Raw genomic sequence first — 19,213 nt, forward strand, 5'->3', positions numbered from 1 at the left:
ATGCAAAAGAGTGATTATTCGCCTTCGCTGATTGAGTTCGTTACTGTGGCGGTACCCTTTTGTACTGCGCTACAACAAGCCGGTGCTTTAGCGAGGGAGGAGCTGCTAAACCGTTTACTGCACCTTTCTCCCTTACTCTATCTGAAGACGCTTATGCTCTGCGATGAGGCAGAAGAGAATAACGACCTGTTTGAAGCGGTGCCCGAAGCGGTTACCGAAGCGGCTTATGAGGAACTGAGAGAAAACCTCAAGCTGCTACTGGCAGAGCAAGATGAATTCCTCGAAGCACAAGGTGACTACATGCGCTACTCAGTGGAGCCGTTGCATGCCACTATTAGTGAGTGTCTGGCAGATGTGTATCAGCCTGTAGCCAATCTACTGGCTGTAGTAAATGAGGAAAATATCGTTGCCCTACCTGCGGCAGTAGCTACTTGCTGTGCTTTGTTTACTGAGTATTGGGGAGATCGTCTGCTGGCCGTCACACGAGCAATACATCGTGCGTTGTATTACCGGGAAGACGATCTTATGGACGACTTTGCCCCAAAACGTTCATCGGTAGACCTACTCCATCACCACCATACGGATGAGCAAGCAATCATAGATAATTTATTGAGAGACCATTCCTCCGGGGAATTGTAGGATAATGAGTTATAAAGCAACTATATCGAAAGAGGAGCTAAATGCCTTGGAGGAAGAGGCACATTTCAACGGACAAATCAAAATAGTCGATACCCGCCCGAAGGCTGCGGCTGCCATGCGTTATCTCAATCGGCAGCGTATAGTCGGGATTGATACAGAGACGAAGCCGAGTTTTAAGAAGGGCGTGCAGAATGATGTAGCCTTAGTACAAATTGCTACTTTAGAGCGAGCCTATCTTTTTAGAGTCAATTTGATCGGCTTTACCCCTGCGATGATTCGTTTTTTAGAGACCCCCGATATACTGAAAGTGGGACTAAGTCTGAGAGATGATTGTCGCGCCATACGACGCAAGCATAGTATCACCCCACAAGGCTTTGTGGAGCTTCAGCAGTTATGTCCTGCCTACGGAATAAAAGAGCTTGGACTGAAAAATATTTATGCCATTATTTTTGGCAAACGAATGAATAAGAGCTCGCGCCTGACAAACTGGGAAATGAAGGAGTTGCCTCAGAAAGCAATCGACTATGCAGCTCTGGATGCCTCGTCGTGCCTTGAGATTTACAATGAACTAAAAAAGCAACCCACCCCCTCCATTCATCGCTTCGGATTGCTCAGCTTGTAATCTCGCTTACCCACTTAGAAAGGCTCAAAAAAAGATTCCTATGTTTTGTTTGAAACATAGGAATCTTTTATTTCAAAAGTATAGATGTTTTAATTCATAGATCAGAACCTTTTAAGTAGGTGCTTACCGACGGCGCACCGCGAAAAAGCCACGCATAAGGGCTGCCGCCTCGTCCGCCAGCAATCCGCTCTCTACAATAGCTTTGGGGTGCTCAATGCCTGTTTGAAAACGTTTGTACCCGGCTTTTGTATCCTCTGCACCAAAGACGATACGACCGATCTGACTCCATCGAAGTGCTCCCATACACATAGCACATGGTTCAATGGTTACGTAAAGCGTGCATTGAGGCAAATACTTACTACGAAAGTGTAGGGAAGCAGCAGAAAGTGCAATCATCTCGGCATGGGCGGATATATCGCAGAGTCGCTCCACCATGTTGTGCGCCGAAGCAATGACGCTTTTACCATCTGTAATTACTGCGCCAATAGGGATCTCTCCCTCATCAAAAGCAAGTTGTGCCTCCTCCAAGGCACGGCGCATAAAACGCTCATCCAGACTACTGAAGCTCGGGGTCATCTAAATAGTGCGATAGTGTGTCAATTAATTGCTTTCCACCCAAATTTCGCGCTATGATACACCCATTAGGATCCAATAAGATAGCTTCAGGGATAAACATCACATTGTACTGTTGGGCAGCCTTTCGCTCCTCATCTAATAGCTGAGGCCAATTGAGTACGAGCTTTTGCCGCATTATACGCAGCTCTTCCAACGAGCCGCCTATATGTATGCCAATTATGTCCAACTTCTCAGTGGAATATTTACCGGCGAGTTTATTGAGCAGAGCCATTTGGGTTATGCAGGGCTTGCACCAAGAGGCCCAAAAATCTAAAATGGTATATTTTCCCTTCCCTGCATACTTAGATAGTTTGACCGGATGCCCATGCGAGTCCACCAGTTCAACGTCAGTAAAGAGAGCTCCCTCTCTCGTCAACATCTCACGTATAGCGGCTTTTCGTAGCTCTATGATATGTCTGTTTTGAGTGATTTTAGGACCGAGATCCTTCATAACCTCATTGATATTGAGCGAGGGGATTGAGTTGGAACGCACTAAAATAGCAGCCAAAGCCTCCACGCCCACCAAATCATCGGGGTGGACCTGGAGCGTCTTCTCAGAGCGCTCAACAATGGCATTTTGCATACAGAAGTAGAGGCTATCTAGCCTACTCAAGGGAACCGGACTCTCGAGAGCCTCCAACGAGAGCTTGCGCAACTCCGAGTAATAGTAGCCCTCTATCGAATCACAATCATATAAGTATTGGCCTAAATCCTCGTTGAGCAGAGTGCCCTTGGCACTAAAATCTTTCAAATCGACGGTGAGCTTTGTATTCGGCTCCACGATTGCCAAGGAAACATAATGCGCATGCGGTGCGCGCACTACAATGCGTAGCGGCTCACATTCGTATTGTGGTGAATACTTACCGCTAAATCTGAATTTACTATCCCGAATTATAGCACTGTCGATAGGGCCTAAGTGCTCGTTCTCTAAGTACACTCTTACGCCCTCAAATGTAAGTGCATCGGGAGCTGTACCTTTTATTTCCCAGCACTGCTTGCGGTAATGAATAGACCAAAGTGAGGCTTCTGCAATCAATAGAATACAAATTGCAGCAAGGATTAGATTTTGCTTGTGAACTTTGCGCATCTTGAAGGGTCCTAATTGCGAATTATCGGGTCAGAAGTGCAGTTAACTCCTTTACCCCTTCGGAGGCTCCTTTGGATATGTACGTAATCTTGTTCTCCAACGATACAGTTACCGGCTTGGGATCAATTACATAGATCGGACATTCCCGCGGAGCATAATAGAGCAGTCCGGCTGCCGGATAGACCACGAGAGAGGTACCAATAACTACCAGTATATCGGCTTTTTGCACCTCTTGGGCAGCTACACTAATCATGGGTACCGCTTCACCAAACCATACAATAAAGGGACGTAACTGGTGTCCATCGGGCGCTAAGTCCCCTATGTGCAGATCAGGATTCTTCGGATCTACAGGGTAGGTCTTATATTCGTTAGCTACACTTCGATTCTTCATCAGTTCGCCATGTAGATGTATCACCTTGCTGCTCCCGGCACGTTCGTGCAGATCGTCTACATTTTGTGTGATGATGGTTACATCGTACTGCTTTTCCAACTCAGCTAAGCCTATGTGTCCCGGATTGGGTTGGCAATCGGTATAGGCATGGCGGCGCTCATTGTAGAAATTGAGTACCAACTCGGGATTGCGCTCAAAGCCCTCTATGGAAGCGACATCTTCCACCGGGTAGTTTTCCCATAATCCATCACTATCACGGAAGGTTGAGATACCACTTTCGGCACTCATACCGGCACCTGTAAGTACAACAATTTTTTTCATGGCCTTGGCTTATTTGAGGTTATAAAACAAGGGAGTACCCACACTCTGTGTAACTACAAATTGCACAGAAAGGGTCCTCCCTTAGTAGAAATTTAATTAGGGGATGAGGCGTTCAATTAGCTCATCAGATGCCAAATAAGGCATAGTGATATGATACCCGTCGGCATGCGTTTGATTGAATGTGCGACAGGTTTCCATAGCGTTTTCGTTGCGCGCCCAGGAACGACGAGCCACACCGCCCATTACGTCCCAAGTCATGGCACTCTTAAGGATTTCATCCACGCGCTCACTTCCATCAAGCACCATTCCGAAGCCTCCGTTAATGGCTTTGCCGATACCTACGCCACCGCCATTGTGCAAAGCGACTAAGCTCATACCGCGCGCTGCATTACCGGCATAGCACTGTACCGCCATATCCGCCATAACGTTACTACCGTCACGTATGTTGGCAGTTTCGCGGAAAGGCGAATCGGTACCGCTTACGTCGTGGTGGTCACGTCCCAGCATGATAGGTCCAACCTCACCGTTGCGTACCATTTCGTTGAAGCGAAGTGCTATATCCAAACGGCCCTGGGCATCCTGATAGAGAATACGTGCTTGTGTTCCCACCACAAGCTGATTCTTTTCAGCATCGCGGATCCAAATGTAGTTGTCCCTATCCTGTTCGCGACGATCGGGATTGATGCATTCCATTGCGGCCACATCGGTTTTGTGCAAATCTTCGGGCTTATTGCTCAAGCAAACCCAGCGGAACGGCCCATAACCGTAGTCAAACAGCTCAGGACCCATAATATCTTCCACGTAGCTTGGCCAAATGAAGCCTTCCTTATCATCCACACCATTGCGGAGGATTTCCTTTACGCCAGAGTCGTAAACGGCTTTCATAAAGGCATTACCATAGTCAAAGAAGTAGGTACCTTTAGCCACCAATTTACGAATTGCTTCAAAATGACGCTTAAGGCTCTTATCCACTTCCTTATGGAAGCGGTCGCGATCTTCATTAAGCATTCTGGTACGTTCCTCAAAATTGAGTGAAACGGGGCAATAACCACCTTCATACACAGCGTGGCAGCTGGTTTGGTCGCTCAACAGATCGATATGTATATTCTTTTCGAGGCAGTATTCAAGCAGATCAACCACATTACCGTGATAAGCTATGGAGCATGTTTCGCCTTTCTTTTGTGCTTGTAAAGCCAATTCGGTAGCTTCTTCAAGCGTCTGAGCTACATGCTTTACCCAACCTTGTCCGTGACGTGTATCAATACGGGATTGGTCTACTTCTGCTACAATGCTTACCGCTCCGGCAATATCCGCAGCTTTGGGCTGAGCACCGCTCATACCGCCCAATCCACTGGACACAAAGAGCTTGCCGCTGAGATTACCTCCGGTGGGGATATGGAGTACCTTACGTCCGGCATTGAGCAATGTGTTAAACGTACCGTGTACAATACCCTGCGGACCTATATACATCCATCCACCGGCGGTCATCTGCCCATAGTTGGCAACGCCCATCTGTGCGGCAATTTCCCAATCTTCGATATTGTCGTACAGACCTACCATCATTGAGTTGGTAATGATTACACGAGGCGCATTGGGATTAGACTTGAATAAGCCCAACGGATGCCCGCTTTCCATCACCAAAGTAGTGTCGTCGGTCAATTCTTCCAGATAACGGATAATAAGGCGATACTGGAGCCAATTCTGACAAACTTGCCCTGTTTCCCCATAAGTAACCAATTCGTACGGATAAAGGGCTACATCAAAGGCAAGATTATTGTGAATCATTACCTGAAACGCCTTACCGGCAAGGCACTTGCCTTTGTAGTCGTCAATGCTTGTAGCCTTAAGGTCACCGGCGGGACGATAACGATACCCATAGATCTTACCGCGTGTTTTCAGCTCTTCCAATAGCTCGGGAGCCATTTTTTCGTGCAGTGAAGTGGGTATATAGCGCAAAGCATTACGCAGCGCAATACGAGTCTGGGACTTGGTTAGACGGTACCCTCTATCGGGAGCGCGACGAATTCCCTCTTGAAATGCAGGATACTCGGGTAGCTCCTCCGGCAGTGTAAAGGTTGTAAACTTGTTGTTCATATCGGTCAGTAGTTTAATCAGTAATAATTGTATTCATCGGTATATCCCAATGATCATGTGCAATATAATCAAAAATACGAAAGCGGAAGGTAGTACCTATAAGGTATGCCTTGGTAAGGGGGAGGAAGCGATCGTAATAGGCCTTGCCACGCCCCAAGCGAATACCCTCTTTGGTAAAAGCCATGCCCGGTACAATTATAAGCTCTAAGCGCATCGGATCAATACAGTGTGCTTTCTCTTCTGTCGGCTCGTTGATGCCGTACTTACCCTCGCTAAGCTCTTCTTCCCCTTTGTAGTGGTAAAAAGCGATATCATCGCCTTCTACACGCGGTAGGTAGAGACTCTTTAGAGTAGCATATTTGTTGAGCAGCTCTTGGAGGTCAGGCTCATCAGGGAGAGCATGGTACAAAGCGATATGATCCGCCTGCTGAAAGTGTTCATCCGCTTCTATGGCCTGGCAGATTCGCTGCGAAGCGGTGGAGCGGGCTTCCCGACTTAGGTACTGCTTGTTCAGCTCTTTTACCTGGCGACGTAAGGTTATCTTATCCATTCTTATACCTCTATTTGCTTCTTCAGCACCTCTATAGCGGCAGCAATAGTAGTGTCGTCTTTGTAATATATGCAATAGAACCCTTCCGTGCCCAAAATAAACTGGGCTATCTGCGCAAAAAGGACGCGCTCCAGCTGTGGAGCAGCCTCCTGCAGCAGGACAGTGCGCTGCTGTATGCCATGTTTGGCTGCATAGCTTGCCAGCGAATGAATGAGTGTGCCCTTCTGTCGGAGATAATCAGCTATCTCTTGAGGTGAATGCAAAGAGGATAGCGCCTTGCGATTAGTATCTGCATAACGAAAAGCAAACTCTGAGATCAGTCCGGACTCAATGAAGCGCAAGTAGTAGGAATTAGAATGCGTGCTATCCGCTGCTACAAATACATCAGGCATTACGCCATATCCCCCATAGACTACACGACCACCATCAGTGGTATATTGGGGTGCTTCACTGAATAGCGTACTATCGACCGCATAAGCCTCTCCTGCATTCATTCTATCCAATAAGTCACGGCTATATTCGTCTTTATCCCCCATGGTGTACTCTTTCTGTATAGAGCGTCCACTCGGTGTGTAGTAGCGGGCTATCGTAAGGCGTATTTGGCTACTGTCGGGGAGGAAGAAGGGACGCTGTACCAATCCTTTACCAAAGGTACGTCTGCCGATGATGGTTGCCCTATCGTGATCCTGCATAGCCGCAGCGAAAACCTCACTACTGCTGGCCGAAAGCTCGTTTACTAATATGGTGAGCGGGAGATTGGGAAACATTCCGCGGCCATTAGCTATATACTCCTCTTTGGGATAGGCTTTCCCCTCGTTGTACACGATCATTTGCCCTTTAGCGAGAAATTCATTGGCCACCTCTATTGCCGGCTCTAAATAGCCTCCTGCATTATCACGCAGATCTATTACAAGCGCTTTCATATTCTCTTTGAGCAACTTGGCGACACAGGTAATGAACTCGCTGTAAGTGCTTCGTGACCACCCGTTGATGCGGATTAATCCAACCTCGGGAGCAACCATATAACTCACATCGATGCTTTGAATAGGCACCTCATCGCGAGTTACCGGTATATTGAGGCTTTTGCCACTTCGAAGTATGGATAGGTCAACCACCGAACCACGTTTGCCTTTTAGTCGCTTCTGAATGTCTTCTGAGGAGAGTTCATCTAAGAGACTTTCGCCATCTGCAGCCATAATACGGTCGCCATTCTGCAGCCCGGCGCGCTCAGCCGGTCCCCCCATTATAACATTTACAACCACAGGAGTATCGATGAGCGTATTGAACGATATGCCGACACCATAGAAAGCTCCATCTAAGCGTTGCATATCTATTTCGCTCTCTTCTCGTGTGAGATAGGTGGAGTGAGGATCCAGATTGTTTAGTAGATGTGGAATAAGACTCTCTTCCAAATCATCAATATCAACCTTATCTACATAGTTTTCCTTAATGATATTGATGGTTCGTTGCAAGTCATTCTTTGCTCTATTGCGCTTAACGCTCATCAAGAGTAGTGTTAAGCCAATACCCAATAGAAAGGCAATAAGAGCCACTATGCCAAATCGCCATTTTGCTGAGGCTCCGTTTCTTTTGTTCATATTCTTTTAGTTACTCCTTTTCACTCTGTTCGATGGGAAGACAGACCACCTCTATTCCGGCTCTTTGCAGTAGCTCAATACCGTCTTTTAGCCTATATTCATCATCGTAAACGACACGTTTTATTTTGCTCTGAATGATCAGTTTAGCACACTCCAAGCAGGGAGATGCCGTGATGTAAATAGTAGCGCCACTGCTATCATTGGTGCTGGCTGCAACCTTGGTAATGGCATTGGCCTCAGCATGGAGCACATAGGGTTTGGTAATACCGGTCTCATCTTCGCAGATATTTTCAAATCCCGAGGGGGTGCCATTATATCCATCTGAGATGATCATATTGTCCTTAACTATCAAAGCCCCTACCTGCCGACGTTGACAATACGAGTTCTCTGCCCATATGCGGGCCATCCGCAGGTATCTCTTATCTATTTCTAATAGTTTTTCTTTACTCTTTACCATTGGTTGTATTCTCTTCCAAAAATCTTTTCATTCCTGATGATTGGATCATTCGATATCCCTCTTGTGAAGTGCTATCAGTAACCAAAAGTAAGCATTCTACCTCATTCCATGCCTCGCATAGTTGCAGGGCGCGCTCACTGCCTAAGGTCATTGAAGCAGTAGCTAATGCATCTGCTATGGCACAGTTGGGGGCAATAATGGTGGCACTTAGGACATCACTTTCAATCGGACGACCGGATAGGGGGTCTATAGTATGTGCATAGCGGGAGCCATCGGGACGCACTTTGTAGTTGTGATAATTGCCGCTTGTAGCCATTCCTCCTTTTCCCGTAAGATGTAAAACGCAGGCTAACTCATCGGAGGCTAATCCTAAGGTGTCGAATATAGGCTTACTTACCCCCACTCGCCATGGTGCCCTCTCGGGATTAAGCCCGGCAAAGGCTATTTCTCCACCTATCTCAACCAGGTAGTTTTCAGAGGCATTGTCGGAGAGTGCTTTAGCCACTAAATCTGATGCGTAGCCTTTGGCAATAGAAGCCATATCCAAGCGTATCCGAGGATCTGCCTTGTAGAGCGTATCCCCTTGAATGCGCACCTTGGTATATCCCACAAACTGACGAATACTGTCTAATGCCTCCTCCGGCACATTTCCCTCAGGCCAGGCAGATGGTTCAAAGCCAAAACCCCAAGCATTCACAAAAGGACCTACAGTAATGTCATACCTACCTCCGGTAGCCTCAGAAACCTTTAGGGCACTCTCAAAAAGTGCTCTAAAAATACTGTCTATCTGATGAGGCTGATTATGGTTGATCTTATACAATAGCGTACCCTCTTCAAACGGATTGGCCACATTGTTAAGCTCGTGCAAAGCCTTATCAATCGGCTCGTCCAAAGGTCGGTCGGAGCTATACTTTATATCGTAAAAGGTATGAAAAGCCTCGCCTTGGTTGAAGTAAAAGTCTACTTTACTTTTGCCCTTTGTGCAGCTGAGAGCAATGAGCAGTAGCGAGAGGGCTATACCCACAGAGGTAAAACGGAAGCGCTTCTTATCGTTCATGGCTACAATTCCTCTTTGATATTGTACTGATTTCTATTGAGTGCATTGCGAGATAGGATCTCTCCAATAAAGCCAGCGGTGAAAAGCTGTGTGCCAATAATCATGGCTGTAATAGCGATGAAAAAGTACACTCTGTCGGTCACCAAAGGCGCAGCTACGCCTCGAGTGAGAGCGACTAACTTGATGACAAAAACTACTAATAGAGCAATGATCCCGATTAGAAAAATAATGCTTCCCCAAAAGCCGAAAAAGTGCATGGGTCTACGCCCGAATCGAGACATAAACCATAGAGTGAGCAGATCCAAGTATCCATGAAAGAACCGATTAATGCCAAACTTAGAGTGCCCATAAGTGCGTGGTGCATGCTTTACCTCTTTTTCTCCGATTCGTGCGTAACCGGCATCCTTTGCCATAATCGGTATGTAGCGGTGCATATCGTTGTACAGCTCAATAGACTTAATTACTTCCTGCCTATACACCTTTATACCGCAGTTGAAGTCATGTAGATTGTGTATGCCGGATACACGTCGTGCTGTAGCATTGAATAGCTTGGAGGGGAGGTTCTTAGTTAGCTTAGGGTCATATCTCGTTTTTTTCCATCCGCTTACCAAATCTAAGTTTTCCTCATAGATCATACGACACATAGCGGGTAGTTCTTCGGGAGCATCCTGCAGATCGGCATCCATCGTAGCAACGAGTCGCCCCGCAGCTTTGGTAAAGCCACATTGCAGGGCAGCACTCTTGCCATTGTTGCGCACAAAGCGAAGGGCTTTTATACGCTCCGGGTAGGCTGCATGCAGCGACTTAATGACCGACCAGCTATTGTCCGTACTGCCATCGTCTATATAGATCACCTCGTAGCACATTTCAGCCGCCTTCATAGTAGCCTCAATGCGTTCCTGTAAAAAAGGCAGTGACTCCGCTTCATTTAGTAGCGGAATCACTATAGATAAATCGTATGGAAACTGTTTCTCTTGCAACATTAGTTCTTTTCAGTTGGAACGCCGGGTATGATGCTGCCCTTGCTAATTTCTTTGATACCTCCCAGTGCACTTAAAATACCGGTTGCTTCATAGGGCAGATAAACAAGTTTTGACTTATTTCCCTCGCTTAAGGATGAAAGGGTTTCCAAATAGCGAATAGCGATGAGGTATTGTGTAGGATCGGCACCTGAGGCTGAGAGCGCCTCTGTGATACGGTTAATGGCAGACGCTTCCCCCTCTGCACGAAGTATCTTACTCTGTCGCTCTGCCTCAGCAGCTAATATTTCCGCCTGCTTAAGTCCTTCCGCATGATTGATTGAAGACTGCATTTTCCCTTCTGACTCACGAATAGCGGCCTCTTTCTGGCCCTCTGCGGTTAATATTTGAGCTCGCTTGTCACGCTCAGCGCGCATTTGCTTTTCCATAGCATCGCGAATATCGCGTGGCGGATTGATATCTTGCAGCTCAATACGGTTCACTTTTACACCCCACTTATTGGTGGCTTCATCAAGTATGTCGCGGAGCTTATTATTGATCGTATCCCGACTGGTGAGTGTCTCATCCAAATCCATTTCACCGATCACGTTACGCAGACTCGTTTGTGTCAGCATCTCAATAGCTATGGGGAGGTTGGATATCTCGTACATAGCACGAGTGGGATCTACTATCTGAAAGTATAGTACCGCATTGATCTCTGTGACTACATTGTCGCGTGTAATCACACTTTGGCGATCAAAGTCGTACACTGTTTCGCGTAAATCAATTCGTGTTACGGGCACCACCCTAACCAATAAATCGCCTTTTATGTTGCGTGTGGTATAGCGCCACATCATGGAGCGCGGTTTATCAATAAAGGGGAAGATAATATTCACCCCACTTGAGAGCGTCTTTTCATAGCGGCCTAAGCGCTCAATGACCATAGTTTCGGACTGTTGCACAATAATCAGCCCCTTGGCTACTATGAAGATAACCAATAGGACGATGACGGTCACAGTGATGAATGTTGCTGTCATAGGGATATGAGTTTATAGGTATTGTTAATTTTCAGTTGTATTTGATTGAGCCTCAGGATAGGGGGCAACGACAAGTACAATACTCTCATTGTCTGTGACGATGATTCTCTCCCCTACGTTGAACTTCTCTTCCGAGGTAGCAGCTTTTGCCGGCCATTCGTCTCCATCAATGGCCACACGCCCGATGCCTTCAATGCCGTCTATTTCTTTCACGACCAAGGCACTGCGACCCTTTAGGGCATCCATTCCGGTAGGAAGAGATCCATCTTTGTCAGTGGCAGGGTGCAGTTTGCCGGCTAATTTACGTTTGCGCAGTCCCCTATTTAACAAGGGACGGAGAAGAAACAGGGTAGCAAAGGAACCTACTGCAAAGCAAAAGACTTGCCAGAAGAGTCCGGCCCCGAGAAAGCTTGCCAAACAAGCCATCAAAGCACCTATTCCAAAGCAGCAGACTACGAAGCCCGGAGTAAATAGCTCCGCCAGCAAAAGGAGTAGCCCGGCTACCAACCAAAAATACGCACCGTTCATGTTTTACTTACACAAAAGTACTATTTTTTCTTGATATACGGAAGAACGGGGAGGATGATTTGAGATACAGATGATTAAAGGATTTTCAAATGATGTGTAAACGCCACGAGAAACCTTGAAAACGCCAATTGAAGCCTGAACTGCGTTACCTATTCGTGACCAACGGAATTCAGGCGCTTTATGGCACAATATCAGGTAATAAGTGGCTGAATACCTAATAATTGTCGAAGAATTTTCGCCTTTGGATTTATCCTCTCCGGTCTGCCGCGTTTTGCATACATTCCATCAGCTCTACCCGAATTAATTTTGTAATCACAAAAAAACGAGTAGAGTAATGAGAAGTACATTTTCGACAATCTTCTACCTCAAACGACAGGTAGTGAAAAAGGACGGTACGGTGCCCATCATGGGGCGTATCACGGTGGACGGGACAAAGACGCAATTCAGTTGCAAGCTGACTATCGACCCCAAGATTTGGGAAACCAAGACGGGACGGGCAACGGGCAGGAGCACCGTTGCGATAGAAACCAACCGTATTCTGGACAAAATCCGAGTGAAGATAAACACCCACTATAAGGGAATGGACAGGGACAACTTTGTCACGGCTGAAAAGGTAAAGAACGCTTTCTTGGGGTTGGATCACCGATGTCACACGTTGATGAAAGTCTATGAGCAATTCACCGCCGACTATGCCAAGATGGTGGAAGCCGGGATGAAGTCCAAGAAGTCATACGAGAAATACCTTGTGGTGTACAAACACTTGAAAAAGTTTCTGATGCAACGCTACCATGTGCAGGACATCGCCTTGAAGGAACTGCCCCAGTCGTTCATCATGGACTTCGACATGTTCCTGCGCACAGAAAAGCATTATTGCAACAATACCGTGTGGATTTGCGTCTACCCGCTCCGCACGATGGTTTCGGTAGCCATCAGCAACGAGTGGTTAGTGCGTGATCCTTTCCACGATTACGAAATCAAGAAGGAGGATACGGTTCGCACATTTCTCACTAAAGAGGAAATCCAACTCTTGATGGACGGAAAGCTGAAAAACGCCAAGCAGGAACTCTACCGCGATATGTTCCTGTTCTGCATCTTCACGGAATTAAGCTTTTCGGATATACGCAATCTGAGAGAGGAGAACATCGTGACTTATTTCGATGAGCACCAATGGATAAAAACCAACCGCCAAAAGACGGGAGTGGAATCAAATATCCGTCTGCTTGATGTTCCCCTCCGCATTTTGGAAAAGTACAGGGGATTAAGCGAAGACGGCAGAATATTTCCCGTTCCGCATTATATATTCCATAAGATTAAGCGTCAAAGATAAACTTACTGATACGTTTTACCGCTTCTTCGGTTGCTTTTTCTATATCATCTTTCTCCCATCGGTCTTTTGAGTATTTGGCAAGGTCAAGGGCAAAGCCGAAGCTGCTACCTACATAACCCGACTTGCTCGACAATGTGCTTCCTTTCTTTGTCTTGAACCAATCATTGCCGATAGTCTTGTTGATTATTTCCTCCAAAAGAATTTTGTTGCCAAGTTGATTGACGAGGACTGCAAATTCTTCGGGGTCTTCTATACCTGCATCAATGCGGATAATCTCGATGTTATGACCGCTTGCGGGCATAATGTGTTCTACATTAGTTCTCTCATCTATGTCGTAATATCTGTGTTGTTCCTTAGCATAGAGATATTCATTCAGATAGACAAGTATGTTCTTTTGGTACTCACGCAAATCATCTTCTACGTCTTTGGGCTTCCATGTGTTATTGATATGTCGGTTGAAATTTTCAATAATTTCAGCTAATGAATATGAAGGCTTCACCAAATTAAAGTTCTCGTTAAAGAGGAAAGTCTTGAATTTGGATGCGGAATAACCTGCATCGCCTACTTCAATAATAGCGAATAGACGGAGCAAGCACTCTGCAAATGGAGTAACTGTTTCTTTTGTCAGCATTGACACGTCATATCTAAATAGATAGGAAACAAGGAACAGTTTGAAGTTTTCATTGAATTTCAATAGCAACTTGATTACAGGGAAATCTTTTATTGCTTCCCAAATATCAAGGATTTTCTTGAATGAGGCGCAAAGAGTAAGTGGTTCAGTCAACAACTCGGGGTGTTCGGTCAGATAATATTTGCGCAAACCGGGTGTTGTAACCTCGTTTTGCTTGTAGTGGTTTTTTGCCGCACGGTTTATGTACATGAATTGTTGGAGCACGCCGTCAATATCCACAATCTTCTTCTGCGCAAGTTGGTTTGCTGCGGTATTGATTTTCTGCCACTCGGCAATGAAAGCATCTTTGCCGTCATCACCGGCACGAGAGTAAAGTTGTGCCGAGATAATGTCGGCATCTGAAAGCGGCATACCTGTAGAGTTCAACGAGTTGAACATCGTTATCGCTTGTTCTATCTGCCAACTCTTGATTTCGATAATCTGGCACTTTGACAAGAATATCTTGGCAAAATTGTTTAGATTGGATTCTTTATACTTCGAGAGGCAATCGAAGAAGTACTTGAAGTTGCGGAAGAAGTTGGTATATTTATTATCTTTCTGTTTGCGAGGAAACTTGTGAACAGCTTGCTCTGCTTCTTTGAAATTTTCCGCTTCAATGATTAGGCGAAAATCATCTTTGTACAATTCGTTGATAGAATTGTTTTCAAGAATGGTAATGCCGCGTGCGTTATCCCAATTGGCTTTCATATCCACCTGCTTGTCATCATCAGCCTTATAAAGTATTCGGCAAATGGTGTCATAGCTTCTATTCAAACCCATAACCAAAGCCGTTGTGTCAGGACTGAAATTGAAATTGTCTAAAAGGTCTTTCAGACAAAGTTGCAAAGCCTTAAGAAGCAGGAGAAAAGTAGTGGTTCTCTGTTGTCCGTCAATAAGGCTTAAATGATTGGGTGTAGAACAATCAATGATTACAGTACCGAAGAAATAAGGGTCTTCAGCGTCTGAATCAATGAATGTTTCGATGTCTTGCCAAAGTTTTGCACAATGCAACGTAGTCCATGAGTAGGCACGTTGGTATTGAGGAATCTCGAAAATGTCATCACGCTCCAATAGGGTGTATTCGCTGATGAGCCGTAGCTTGGGTTCTATATTTTTTGTTGCCATATTTATGGAATAAAGCAAAAACTCCTTCGCTATCCCTGCGAGGCTGACCAAAGCCTATGAGATGAGCGAAGGAGATTCGTATGTTGTTTCAATTGTTTTCTTAGGTCATTAGCAGTCCGATAATGAGCCCAAAGGTAGCGATTCTTATCGGTTTTCCCTTACTCTTTAGGAAATAAGTTTAGTAAGGGAAGCGATTGGTGAACTCTTCAAATCCATTCAACACAAGATATCGTTGGCTTTGGAATTATCCAACTTTGGAGGATAATTCAGTTCCCTGCAAGGGCAAGGCGTTTTGAGTTACCCGAAACGATTCTGGTAACTCAAAACATACCTTGCTGTGTTCTTTGACGAACATAAAAATCCGTCTGAAACGGATTGAGAGTAGCCGTCATTTCAGACAGTGTAATCTGCAACAACTATAATTGACATATTGCTTTTGTAATTGACGGAAAATGTGATAGATATATAACATTGCATAGTTTATTAATTTACTGATTAATAAGTATATCGTATTGTAAATTGCAAAAATTACCATTCTATTGAAAATGTTACCAAGTGACCAACCGCACGATTGTTGTTCCTATCAAGAAATTGAAAATATAGCCAACATATCCATATACTGATTACATAGTAGGACAGCATCATTATGATAGACAATATCAACCCAAAGTGCAGTCAGCTTAAAATGCCCCGATGGTCGTAGTAGGATTCTTAATGCGGCTCTAAGAGCGGAGGGAGGCGAGTTTCCAAACTTCCGTTTCTTGTTTATCCGACATTTTTTATGCGTTTTCTTTTCGCATCGGTCGTTTTCGTTTCGGGTGCTCTAAAAAGGTCGGGATTAGAAGATGCAAGGTTTTTCGGAAGAAATACTACCCCAAAGGATTGAGGCGTGGAGATTTCTTTCGAAAACAGAAGGCTTGACCTTGCTTCCTCGTAAAATCCCGGAATTACCTTTGCACCCCAAACGGAAATGACTGTCTGATGCGATGGGCAGAAAACGTATTCCGTAGAGGATAAACAGAGAGAAACGGATGAACCGATTGATAAGGAAGTCCATACATCATAAGCAAGGACAGTATTCTGCCAAAACAATTCCAAAAAGACGCAAAGAAATCACTCGAATATCCGCAGAAAAGTATTATTTTGTAATCAGTAGAGTTGATTGAAGTCTTGCAAAACTTGGAATACCGAAGCATTCTGTATCTAACTCAATCGTAACTTTTTAAGGTTTGTAACTCACAAAGAGACTATCTAACTCGTTTACTTTCAATTACTACAAGAAAAGTTAGTAACTTCAAACGTACAAATGTCACTGTGCAAATATACCGAAATGATATCAAAATGCGGTTATATTTCGTTGTCTCACTTAAGATGAATACCGTCGGGCATATTTTCCTCATTCGGTAGAGGTGCTTGTGACGATTTACGAGAAAAAATGGTTTGATAAATCAGCCGCATATCGCCCCAAAAAGTGTGATGCTGCACATATTCCATATTTAAGGCGATTTTTTTAGGCATAATGACCTCTTTGAAGTATCTCTCCGGATCATCCACCATGCCGAGTATGGCATTCTCATTACGGAAATAAATAGAGGCAATGCCGGTTATGCCGGGGCGAACGGTAAGAATAGGCTCGTAGAGATCGGGATATAGCTCCACTTGCTGGCGCACTAAGGGGCGTGGCCCCACAAAACTCATATCGCCTCGAAGTACATTGTACAATTGTGGCAATTCATCTATTTTGTAGTGCCGAATGAAGCGTCCTATACGAGTGATGCGTGGATCCTCCTCGCCTACAGTAATAAGCTGTCCCTTAGTCCACGTCTGGGACCACATAGACCTAAACTTATAGAGTACAAAATCCTTGTTGTAGCGCCCGACTCGTTTTTGTTTGAAAATGGCTCCGCCTTTCGAATCCAGGCAAATAAGTATGATACACACCAACAACAGGGGGGATAGAATAATCAACCCCATACTGCTTGTGACAATATCGAACACTCTTTTCATTTATTTCGTGGTGTGTTTGTGCTCTTTACTCGCTTCCTTTCGCAAAGATAACTATTTTACATTGTCAGAGGCATTACGCAACGGCTTGCGCCTGCCTATTTAGTTTAACAAACGTTCAACCCCTTCATTTTATTGTAACAAAGAGGCTCCGCAAAAAGTATATATATTTGAATGAATAGGTACAGATCTTTACCGCAATAGGTATATATCTTTCCGATGAAAGGTATATATCTTTTGCAAAAGGGGGTAAAAGCTATTTGAAAGAGAAACGAATAGTTCCGAAAGGAACGTATTTAGCGATTGCGCAAAAGACGTAATGCCTCTTTGCGGTCAGCGGGTACTTTACGGCTTTCACAAGCCTTGCGAATGGCAAGCAGACGGGTCTTATTCGGCAGTTTTCCCTCTTCTATATAGGGCAATGTAAGCTCATATTGTTGCGTGAGAGCCTCGGCAAAGAACCAGGCGACCGCCATCCGTAAATAATACACATCGGTTACTTCGGACGAATCTTCCGGAGCCGCTTTTGCAGCCCAATCGAGAAAGCAGGGGTCAAAACAGTTGTAACGGAAACTTTCCATCAGAGCAACGAGCGCAGTGCGGCGTGTGTAAACGGTATCCGCAGCAAGCCATCGCCTTATCGCATCGCGACAAAGAGCCGGCTCGCGCCACATTGTTTTTGCCGACAAAGCATCCGTAACGCACCAATTGTCCGCAAAGGGGAGAAAGCGGTCCAGTAGCTCTATCTGACGCACTGCGTTGGGCTCTAGGCCGATCAGCATCATATGCAGTAAATCCTCTTCCACATAGGCGTGCGGAAGTTCCTCAAGATAACTATGACACAATGCCTTATCCGATTTATAGATAGTGCGTGCCGTTTCCCTCAGTAGGGGAATTCGAACACCGATGATCCGTTCGGGATCAATGGTTGGCAGTAGTTTTGCGGCAAAGCGTTGTACCGATTCGTCCTGTAAGGAGAAGAGTTTTTCCCGAACGGCATCCATAGGCTATCTGCCCTCTTCAATTCTACCGCTTCCGAGGCATATCGTGCAGTCGGGATCGTACACAACGGCAAACTGACCGGGAGCAATGCCCTGTATGCGCTGTTCGCTCACAATGTGGTACACATCCCCCTCCTTTTCCAGCGTGGCACGTAAGAACTCCGGAGTATGACGCACTTTAAGCGCTACGGGTAGTGGATTGGGGCAACCGGCAGTAAAGGGATTTTCAGTGATAAAATGGAAATCACGGCACCAAATCTCATATCCGTATTGCGTTTCCGGATCGTAACCGCGGCTCACATAAAGGATATTGGCAGGGCAATCCTTGCGAACCACAAACCAAGGACCTCCGCTCAGCCCCAGGCCTTTACGCTGTCCAATGGTATGAAACCAAAAACCGTCGTGCTCGCCTATCTTATTACCCGTTTCAAATTCAATAATATCGCCCTTTTTCTTCCCTAAGTACTTCTCCAAGAAATAGTTATAGTTAATTTTCCCGAGGAAGCATATTCCCTGACTATCTTTACGATGCGCATTGGGCAGATGCTCCTCTTCTGCAATGGCACGTACCTGACTTTTGTCCAATGTGCCTATCGGAAAGAGAATTTTGGATATTTGTTTCAGATTGATTTGAGCGAGGAAATCGGTCTGATCCTTAACCGGATCGGGCGCTGTTCCTAAGTAAACTTTGCCGTTTCGCACTACCGTGGAGGCGTAATGCCCCGATGCAATGTAATCAAAGGCATGTCCGTATCGCTCCTCAAAAACTCCGAATTTGATAAAACGATTACACATTACATCGGGATTGGGCGTGAGTCCGCGCTTAACGCTATCAATCGTATAGGAAACCACACGATCCCAATACGCTTCGTTAAGGTCAACTTCCTCGTATTCAAGCCCATACTTACGGGCAATCAGAGCCACCATCTCAAGATCTTCCTCCCGAGTGCAATCGGTGAACCCCTCATCCTTCATCCCGATATTTATATAGAAAAGTTTAGGACGAAAGCCGGCGCGAACCAGCAAAGCACATGCCACTGCGCTATCCACACCGCCCGAAGCGAGCAGTGCTATGGATACGCTCCGATCCAAGGCATCAATGTACGGCGATAGCGGATAGGACAACATCTC

17 protein-coding genes and 1 pseudogene are annotated in these 19,213 nt (G+C 45.5%); 3 read left to right on the forward strand and 15 right to left on the reverse strand.

The genetic code is table 11. The features are described from left to right. Positions 1 to 639 carry a DUF5063 domain-containing protein gene (locus ACLWMH_RS07390; protein WP_411916054.1) on the forward strand — a complete coding sequence of 213 codons (639 nt, stop codon included), beginning with the start codon at positions 1 to 3 and terminating at the stop codon, positions 637 to 639. Positions 640 to 643: 4 nt separating this feature from the next. Then, positions 644 to 1,261, forward strand: a complete 618-nt coding sequence (locus ACLWMH_RS07395; protein WP_411916055.1) for a 3'-5' exonuclease — start codon at positions 644 to 646, stop codon at positions 1,259 to 1,261. Positions 1,262 to 1,384: 123 nt separating this feature from the next. On the opposite strand, the gene ACLWMH_RS07400 is transcribed toward ACLWMH_RS07395, so the two are convergent. The 11 genes from ACLWMH_RS07400 to ACLWMH_RS07450 all read right to left on the reverse strand — a co-directional run bounded on the left by ACLWMH_RS07400 (position 1,385) and on the right by ACLWMH_RS07450 (position 11,955). Further along, positions 1,385 to 1,837 carry a nucleoside deaminase gene (locus tag ACLWMH_RS07400; protein ID WP_411916056.1) on the reverse strand — a complete coding sequence of 151 codons (453 nt, stop codon included), beginning with the start codon at positions 1,835 to 1,837 and terminating at the stop codon, positions 1,385 to 1,387. Beyond that, complete coding sequence (locus ACLWMH_RS07405) at positions 1,818 to 2,963, reverse strand: redoxin domain-containing protein (RefSeq protein WP_411916057.1); 1,146 nt, start codon at positions 2,961 to 2,963, stop codon at positions 1,818 to 1,820. Before ACLWMH_RS07405 ends, ACLWMH_RS07400 begins: the two co-directional genes overlap by 20 nt. Positions 2,964 to 2,985: 22 nt before the next feature. Next, positions 2,986 to 3,675, reverse strand: coding sequence for an SIR2 family NAD-dependent protein deacylase (locus ACLWMH_RS07410; RefSeq protein WP_411916058.1), 690 nt, complete (start codon positions 3,673 to 3,675; stop codon positions 2,986 to 2,988). Positions 3,676 to 3,771: 96 nt separating this feature from the next. After that, positions 3,772 to 5,769, reverse strand: coding sequence for a urocanate hydratase (locus ACLWMH_RS07415; protein ID WP_411916059.1), 1,998 nt, complete (start codon positions 5,767 to 5,769; stop codon positions 3,772 to 3,774). Between the two features lie 13 nt (positions 5,770 to 5,782). Beyond that, entirely contained in the window at positions 5,783 to 6,319 is a 537-nt protein-coding gene (locus ACLWMH_RS07420) for a 5-formyltetrahydrofolate cyclo-ligase (RefSeq protein WP_411916060.1), read from the reverse strand. A 2-nt stretch (positions 6,320 to 6,321) separates the two neighbouring features. Then, positions 6,322 to 7,917 (reverse strand): S41 family peptidase, encoded by a 1,596-nt coding sequence (locus ACLWMH_RS07425; RefSeq protein ID WP_411916061.1) that lies wholly within the window; start codon positions 7,915 to 7,917, stop codon positions 6,322 to 6,324. 10 nt (positions 7,918 to 7,927) lie between these two features. Further along, positions 7,928 to 8,374 carry a dCMP deaminase family protein gene (locus ACLWMH_RS07430; RefSeq protein ID WP_411916062.1) on the reverse strand — a complete coding sequence of 149 codons (447 nt, stop codon included), beginning with the start codon at positions 8,372 to 8,374 and terminating at the stop codon, positions 7,928 to 7,930. Further along, a complete protein-coding gene (locus ACLWMH_RS07435) occupies positions 8,361 to 9,431 on the reverse strand; it encodes an FAD:protein FMN transferase (RefSeq protein ID WP_411916063.1) in 1,071 nt (356 codons plus the stop codon). Before ACLWMH_RS07435 ends, ACLWMH_RS07430 begins: the two co-directional genes overlap by 14 nt. 2 nt (positions 9,432 to 9,433) lie before the next feature. Further along, positions 9,434 to 10,414 carry a glycosyltransferase family 2 protein gene (locus ACLWMH_RS07440; protein WP_411916064.1) on the reverse strand — a complete coding sequence of 327 codons (981 nt, stop codon included), beginning with the start codon at positions 10,412 to 10,414 and terminating at the stop codon, positions 9,434 to 9,436. Then, on the reverse strand, positions 10,414 to 11,427 hold the full coding sequence (locus tag ACLWMH_RS07445; protein WP_411916065.1) for an SPFH domain-containing protein: 1,014 nt from the start codon (positions 11,425 to 11,427) through the stop codon (positions 10,414 to 10,416). The genes ACLWMH_RS07440 and ACLWMH_RS07445 overlap by 1 nt, the downstream gene beginning before the upstream one ends. 24 nt (positions 11,428 to 11,451) lie before the next feature. After that, positions 11,452 to 11,955, reverse strand: a complete 504-nt coding sequence (locus ACLWMH_RS07450; protein ID WP_411916066.1) for an NfeD family protein — start codon at positions 11,953 to 11,955, stop codon at positions 11,452 to 11,454. A gap of 334 nt (positions 11,956 to 12,289) precedes the next feature. On the opposite strand from ACLWMH_RS07450, the pseudogene ACLWMH_RS07455 reads away from it, so the two are divergent. Then, positions 12,290 to 13,252, forward strand: a pseudogene (locus ACLWMH_RS07455) (phage integrase SAM-like domain-containing protein); the annotation flags it as partial. A 13-nt stretch (positions 13,253 to 13,265) separates the two neighbouring features. Here ACLWMH_RS07455 and ACLWMH_RS07460 read toward each other — a convergent pair. From ACLWMH_RS07460 to mnmA, 4 genes are all read right to left on the reverse strand, one after another. Continuing rightward, the gene (locus ACLWMH_RS07460) at positions 13,266 to 15,077 is read right to left on the reverse strand and encodes a DUF262 domain-containing protein (RefSeq protein WP_411916067.1); all 1,812 of its coding nucleotides are present in this window, start codon (positions 15,075 to 15,077) and stop codon (positions 13,266 to 13,268) included. 1,362 nt (positions 15,078 to 16,439) lie between these two features. Beyond that, positions 16,440 to 17,084, reverse strand: coding sequence for a sugar transferase (locus ACLWMH_RS07465; protein ID WP_411916068.1), 645 nt, complete (start codon positions 17,082 to 17,084; stop codon positions 16,440 to 16,442). A gap of 293 nt (positions 17,085 to 17,377) precedes the next feature. Further along, positions 17,378 to 18,085 carry a DNA alkylation repair protein gene (locus tag ACLWMH_RS07470; protein WP_411916069.1) on the reverse strand — a complete coding sequence of 236 codons (708 nt, stop codon included), beginning with the start codon at positions 18,083 to 18,085 and terminating at the stop codon, positions 17,378 to 17,380. A 3-nt stretch (positions 18,086 to 18,088) separates the two neighbouring features. Then, complete coding sequence (gene mnmA / locus ACLWMH_RS07475; RefSeq protein WP_411916070.1) at positions 18,089 to 19,210, reverse strand: tRNA 2-thiouridine(34) synthase MnmA; 1,122 nt, start codon at positions 19,208 to 19,210, stop codon at positions 18,089 to 18,091. Between the last annotated feature and the right edge of the window lie 3 nt (positions 19,211 to 19,213).

The organism is Porphyromonas miyakawae (assembly GCF_045865415.1).
Classification (GTDB): Bacteria; Bacteroidota; Bacteroidia; order Bacteroidales; family Porphyromonadaceae; genus Porphyromonas; species Porphyromonas miyakawae.

Excerpts from the sequence above, each read along its gene's own strand:
- ACLWMH_RS07390 (WP_411916054.1), top strand. The coding sequence starts at position 1 with ATGCAAAAGAGTGATTATTCGCCTTCGCTGATTGAGTTCGTTACTGTG.
- ACLWMH_RS07395 (WP_411916055.1), top strand. The coding sequence starts at position 644 with ATGAGTTATAAAGCAACTATATCGAAAGAGGAGCTAAATGCCTTGGAG.
- ACLWMH_RS07400 (WP_411916056.1), bottom strand. The coding sequence starts at position 1,837 with ATGACCCCGAGCTTCAGTAGTCTGGATGAGCGTTTTATGCGCCGTGCC.
- ACLWMH_RS07405 (WP_411916057.1), bottom strand. The coding sequence starts at position 2,963 with ATGCGCAAAGTTCACAAGCAAAATCTAATCCTTGCTGCAATTTGTATT.
- ACLWMH_RS07410 (WP_411916058.1), bottom strand. The coding sequence starts at position 3,675 with ATGAAAAAAATTGTTGTACTTACAGGTGCCGGTATGAGTGCCGAAAGT.
- ACLWMH_RS07415 (WP_411916059.1), bottom strand. The coding sequence starts at position 5,769 with ATGAACAACAAGTTTACAACCTTTACACTGCCGGAGGAGCTACCCGAG.
- ACLWMH_RS07420 (WP_411916060.1), bottom strand. The coding sequence starts at position 6,319 with ATGGATAAGATAACCTTACGTCGCCAGGTAAAAGAGCTGAACAAGCAG.
- ACLWMH_RS07425 (WP_411916061.1), bottom strand. The coding sequence starts at position 7,917 with ATGAACAAAAGAAACGGAGCCTCAGCAAAATGGCGATTTGGCATAGTG.
- ACLWMH_RS07430 (WP_411916062.1), bottom strand. The coding sequence starts at position 8,374 with ATGGTAAAGAGTAAAGAAAAACTATTAGAAATAGATAAGAGATACCTG.
- ACLWMH_RS07435 (WP_411916063.1), bottom strand. The coding sequence starts at position 9,431 with ATGAACGATAAGAAGCGCTTCCGTTTTACCTCTGTGGGTATAGCCCTC.
- ACLWMH_RS07440 (WP_411916064.1), bottom strand. The coding sequence starts at position 10,414 with ATGTTGCAAGAGAAACAGTTTCCATACGATTTATCTATAGTGATTCCG.
- ACLWMH_RS07445 (WP_411916065.1), bottom strand. The coding sequence starts at position 11,427 with ATGACAGCAACATTCATCACTGTGACCGTCATCGTCCTATTGGTTATC.
- ACLWMH_RS07450 (WP_411916066.1), bottom strand. The coding sequence starts at position 11,955 with ATGAACGGTGCGTATTTTTGGTTGGTAGCCGGGCTACTCCTTTTGCTG.
- ACLWMH_RS07460 (WP_411916067.1), bottom strand. The coding sequence starts at position 15,077 with ATGGCAACAAAAAATATAGAACCCAAGCTACGGCTCATCAGCGAATAC.
- ACLWMH_RS07465 (WP_411916068.1), bottom strand. The coding sequence starts at position 17,084 with ATGAAAAGAGTGTTCGATATTGTCACAAGCAGTATGGGGTTGATTATT.
- ACLWMH_RS07470 (WP_411916069.1), bottom strand. The coding sequence starts at position 18,085 with ATGGATGCCGTTCGGGAAAAACTCTTCTCCTTACAGGACGAATCGGTA.
- mnmA (WP_411916070.1), bottom strand. The coding sequence starts at position 19,210 with ATGTTGTCCTATCCGCTATCGCCGTACATTGATGCCTTGGATCGGAGC.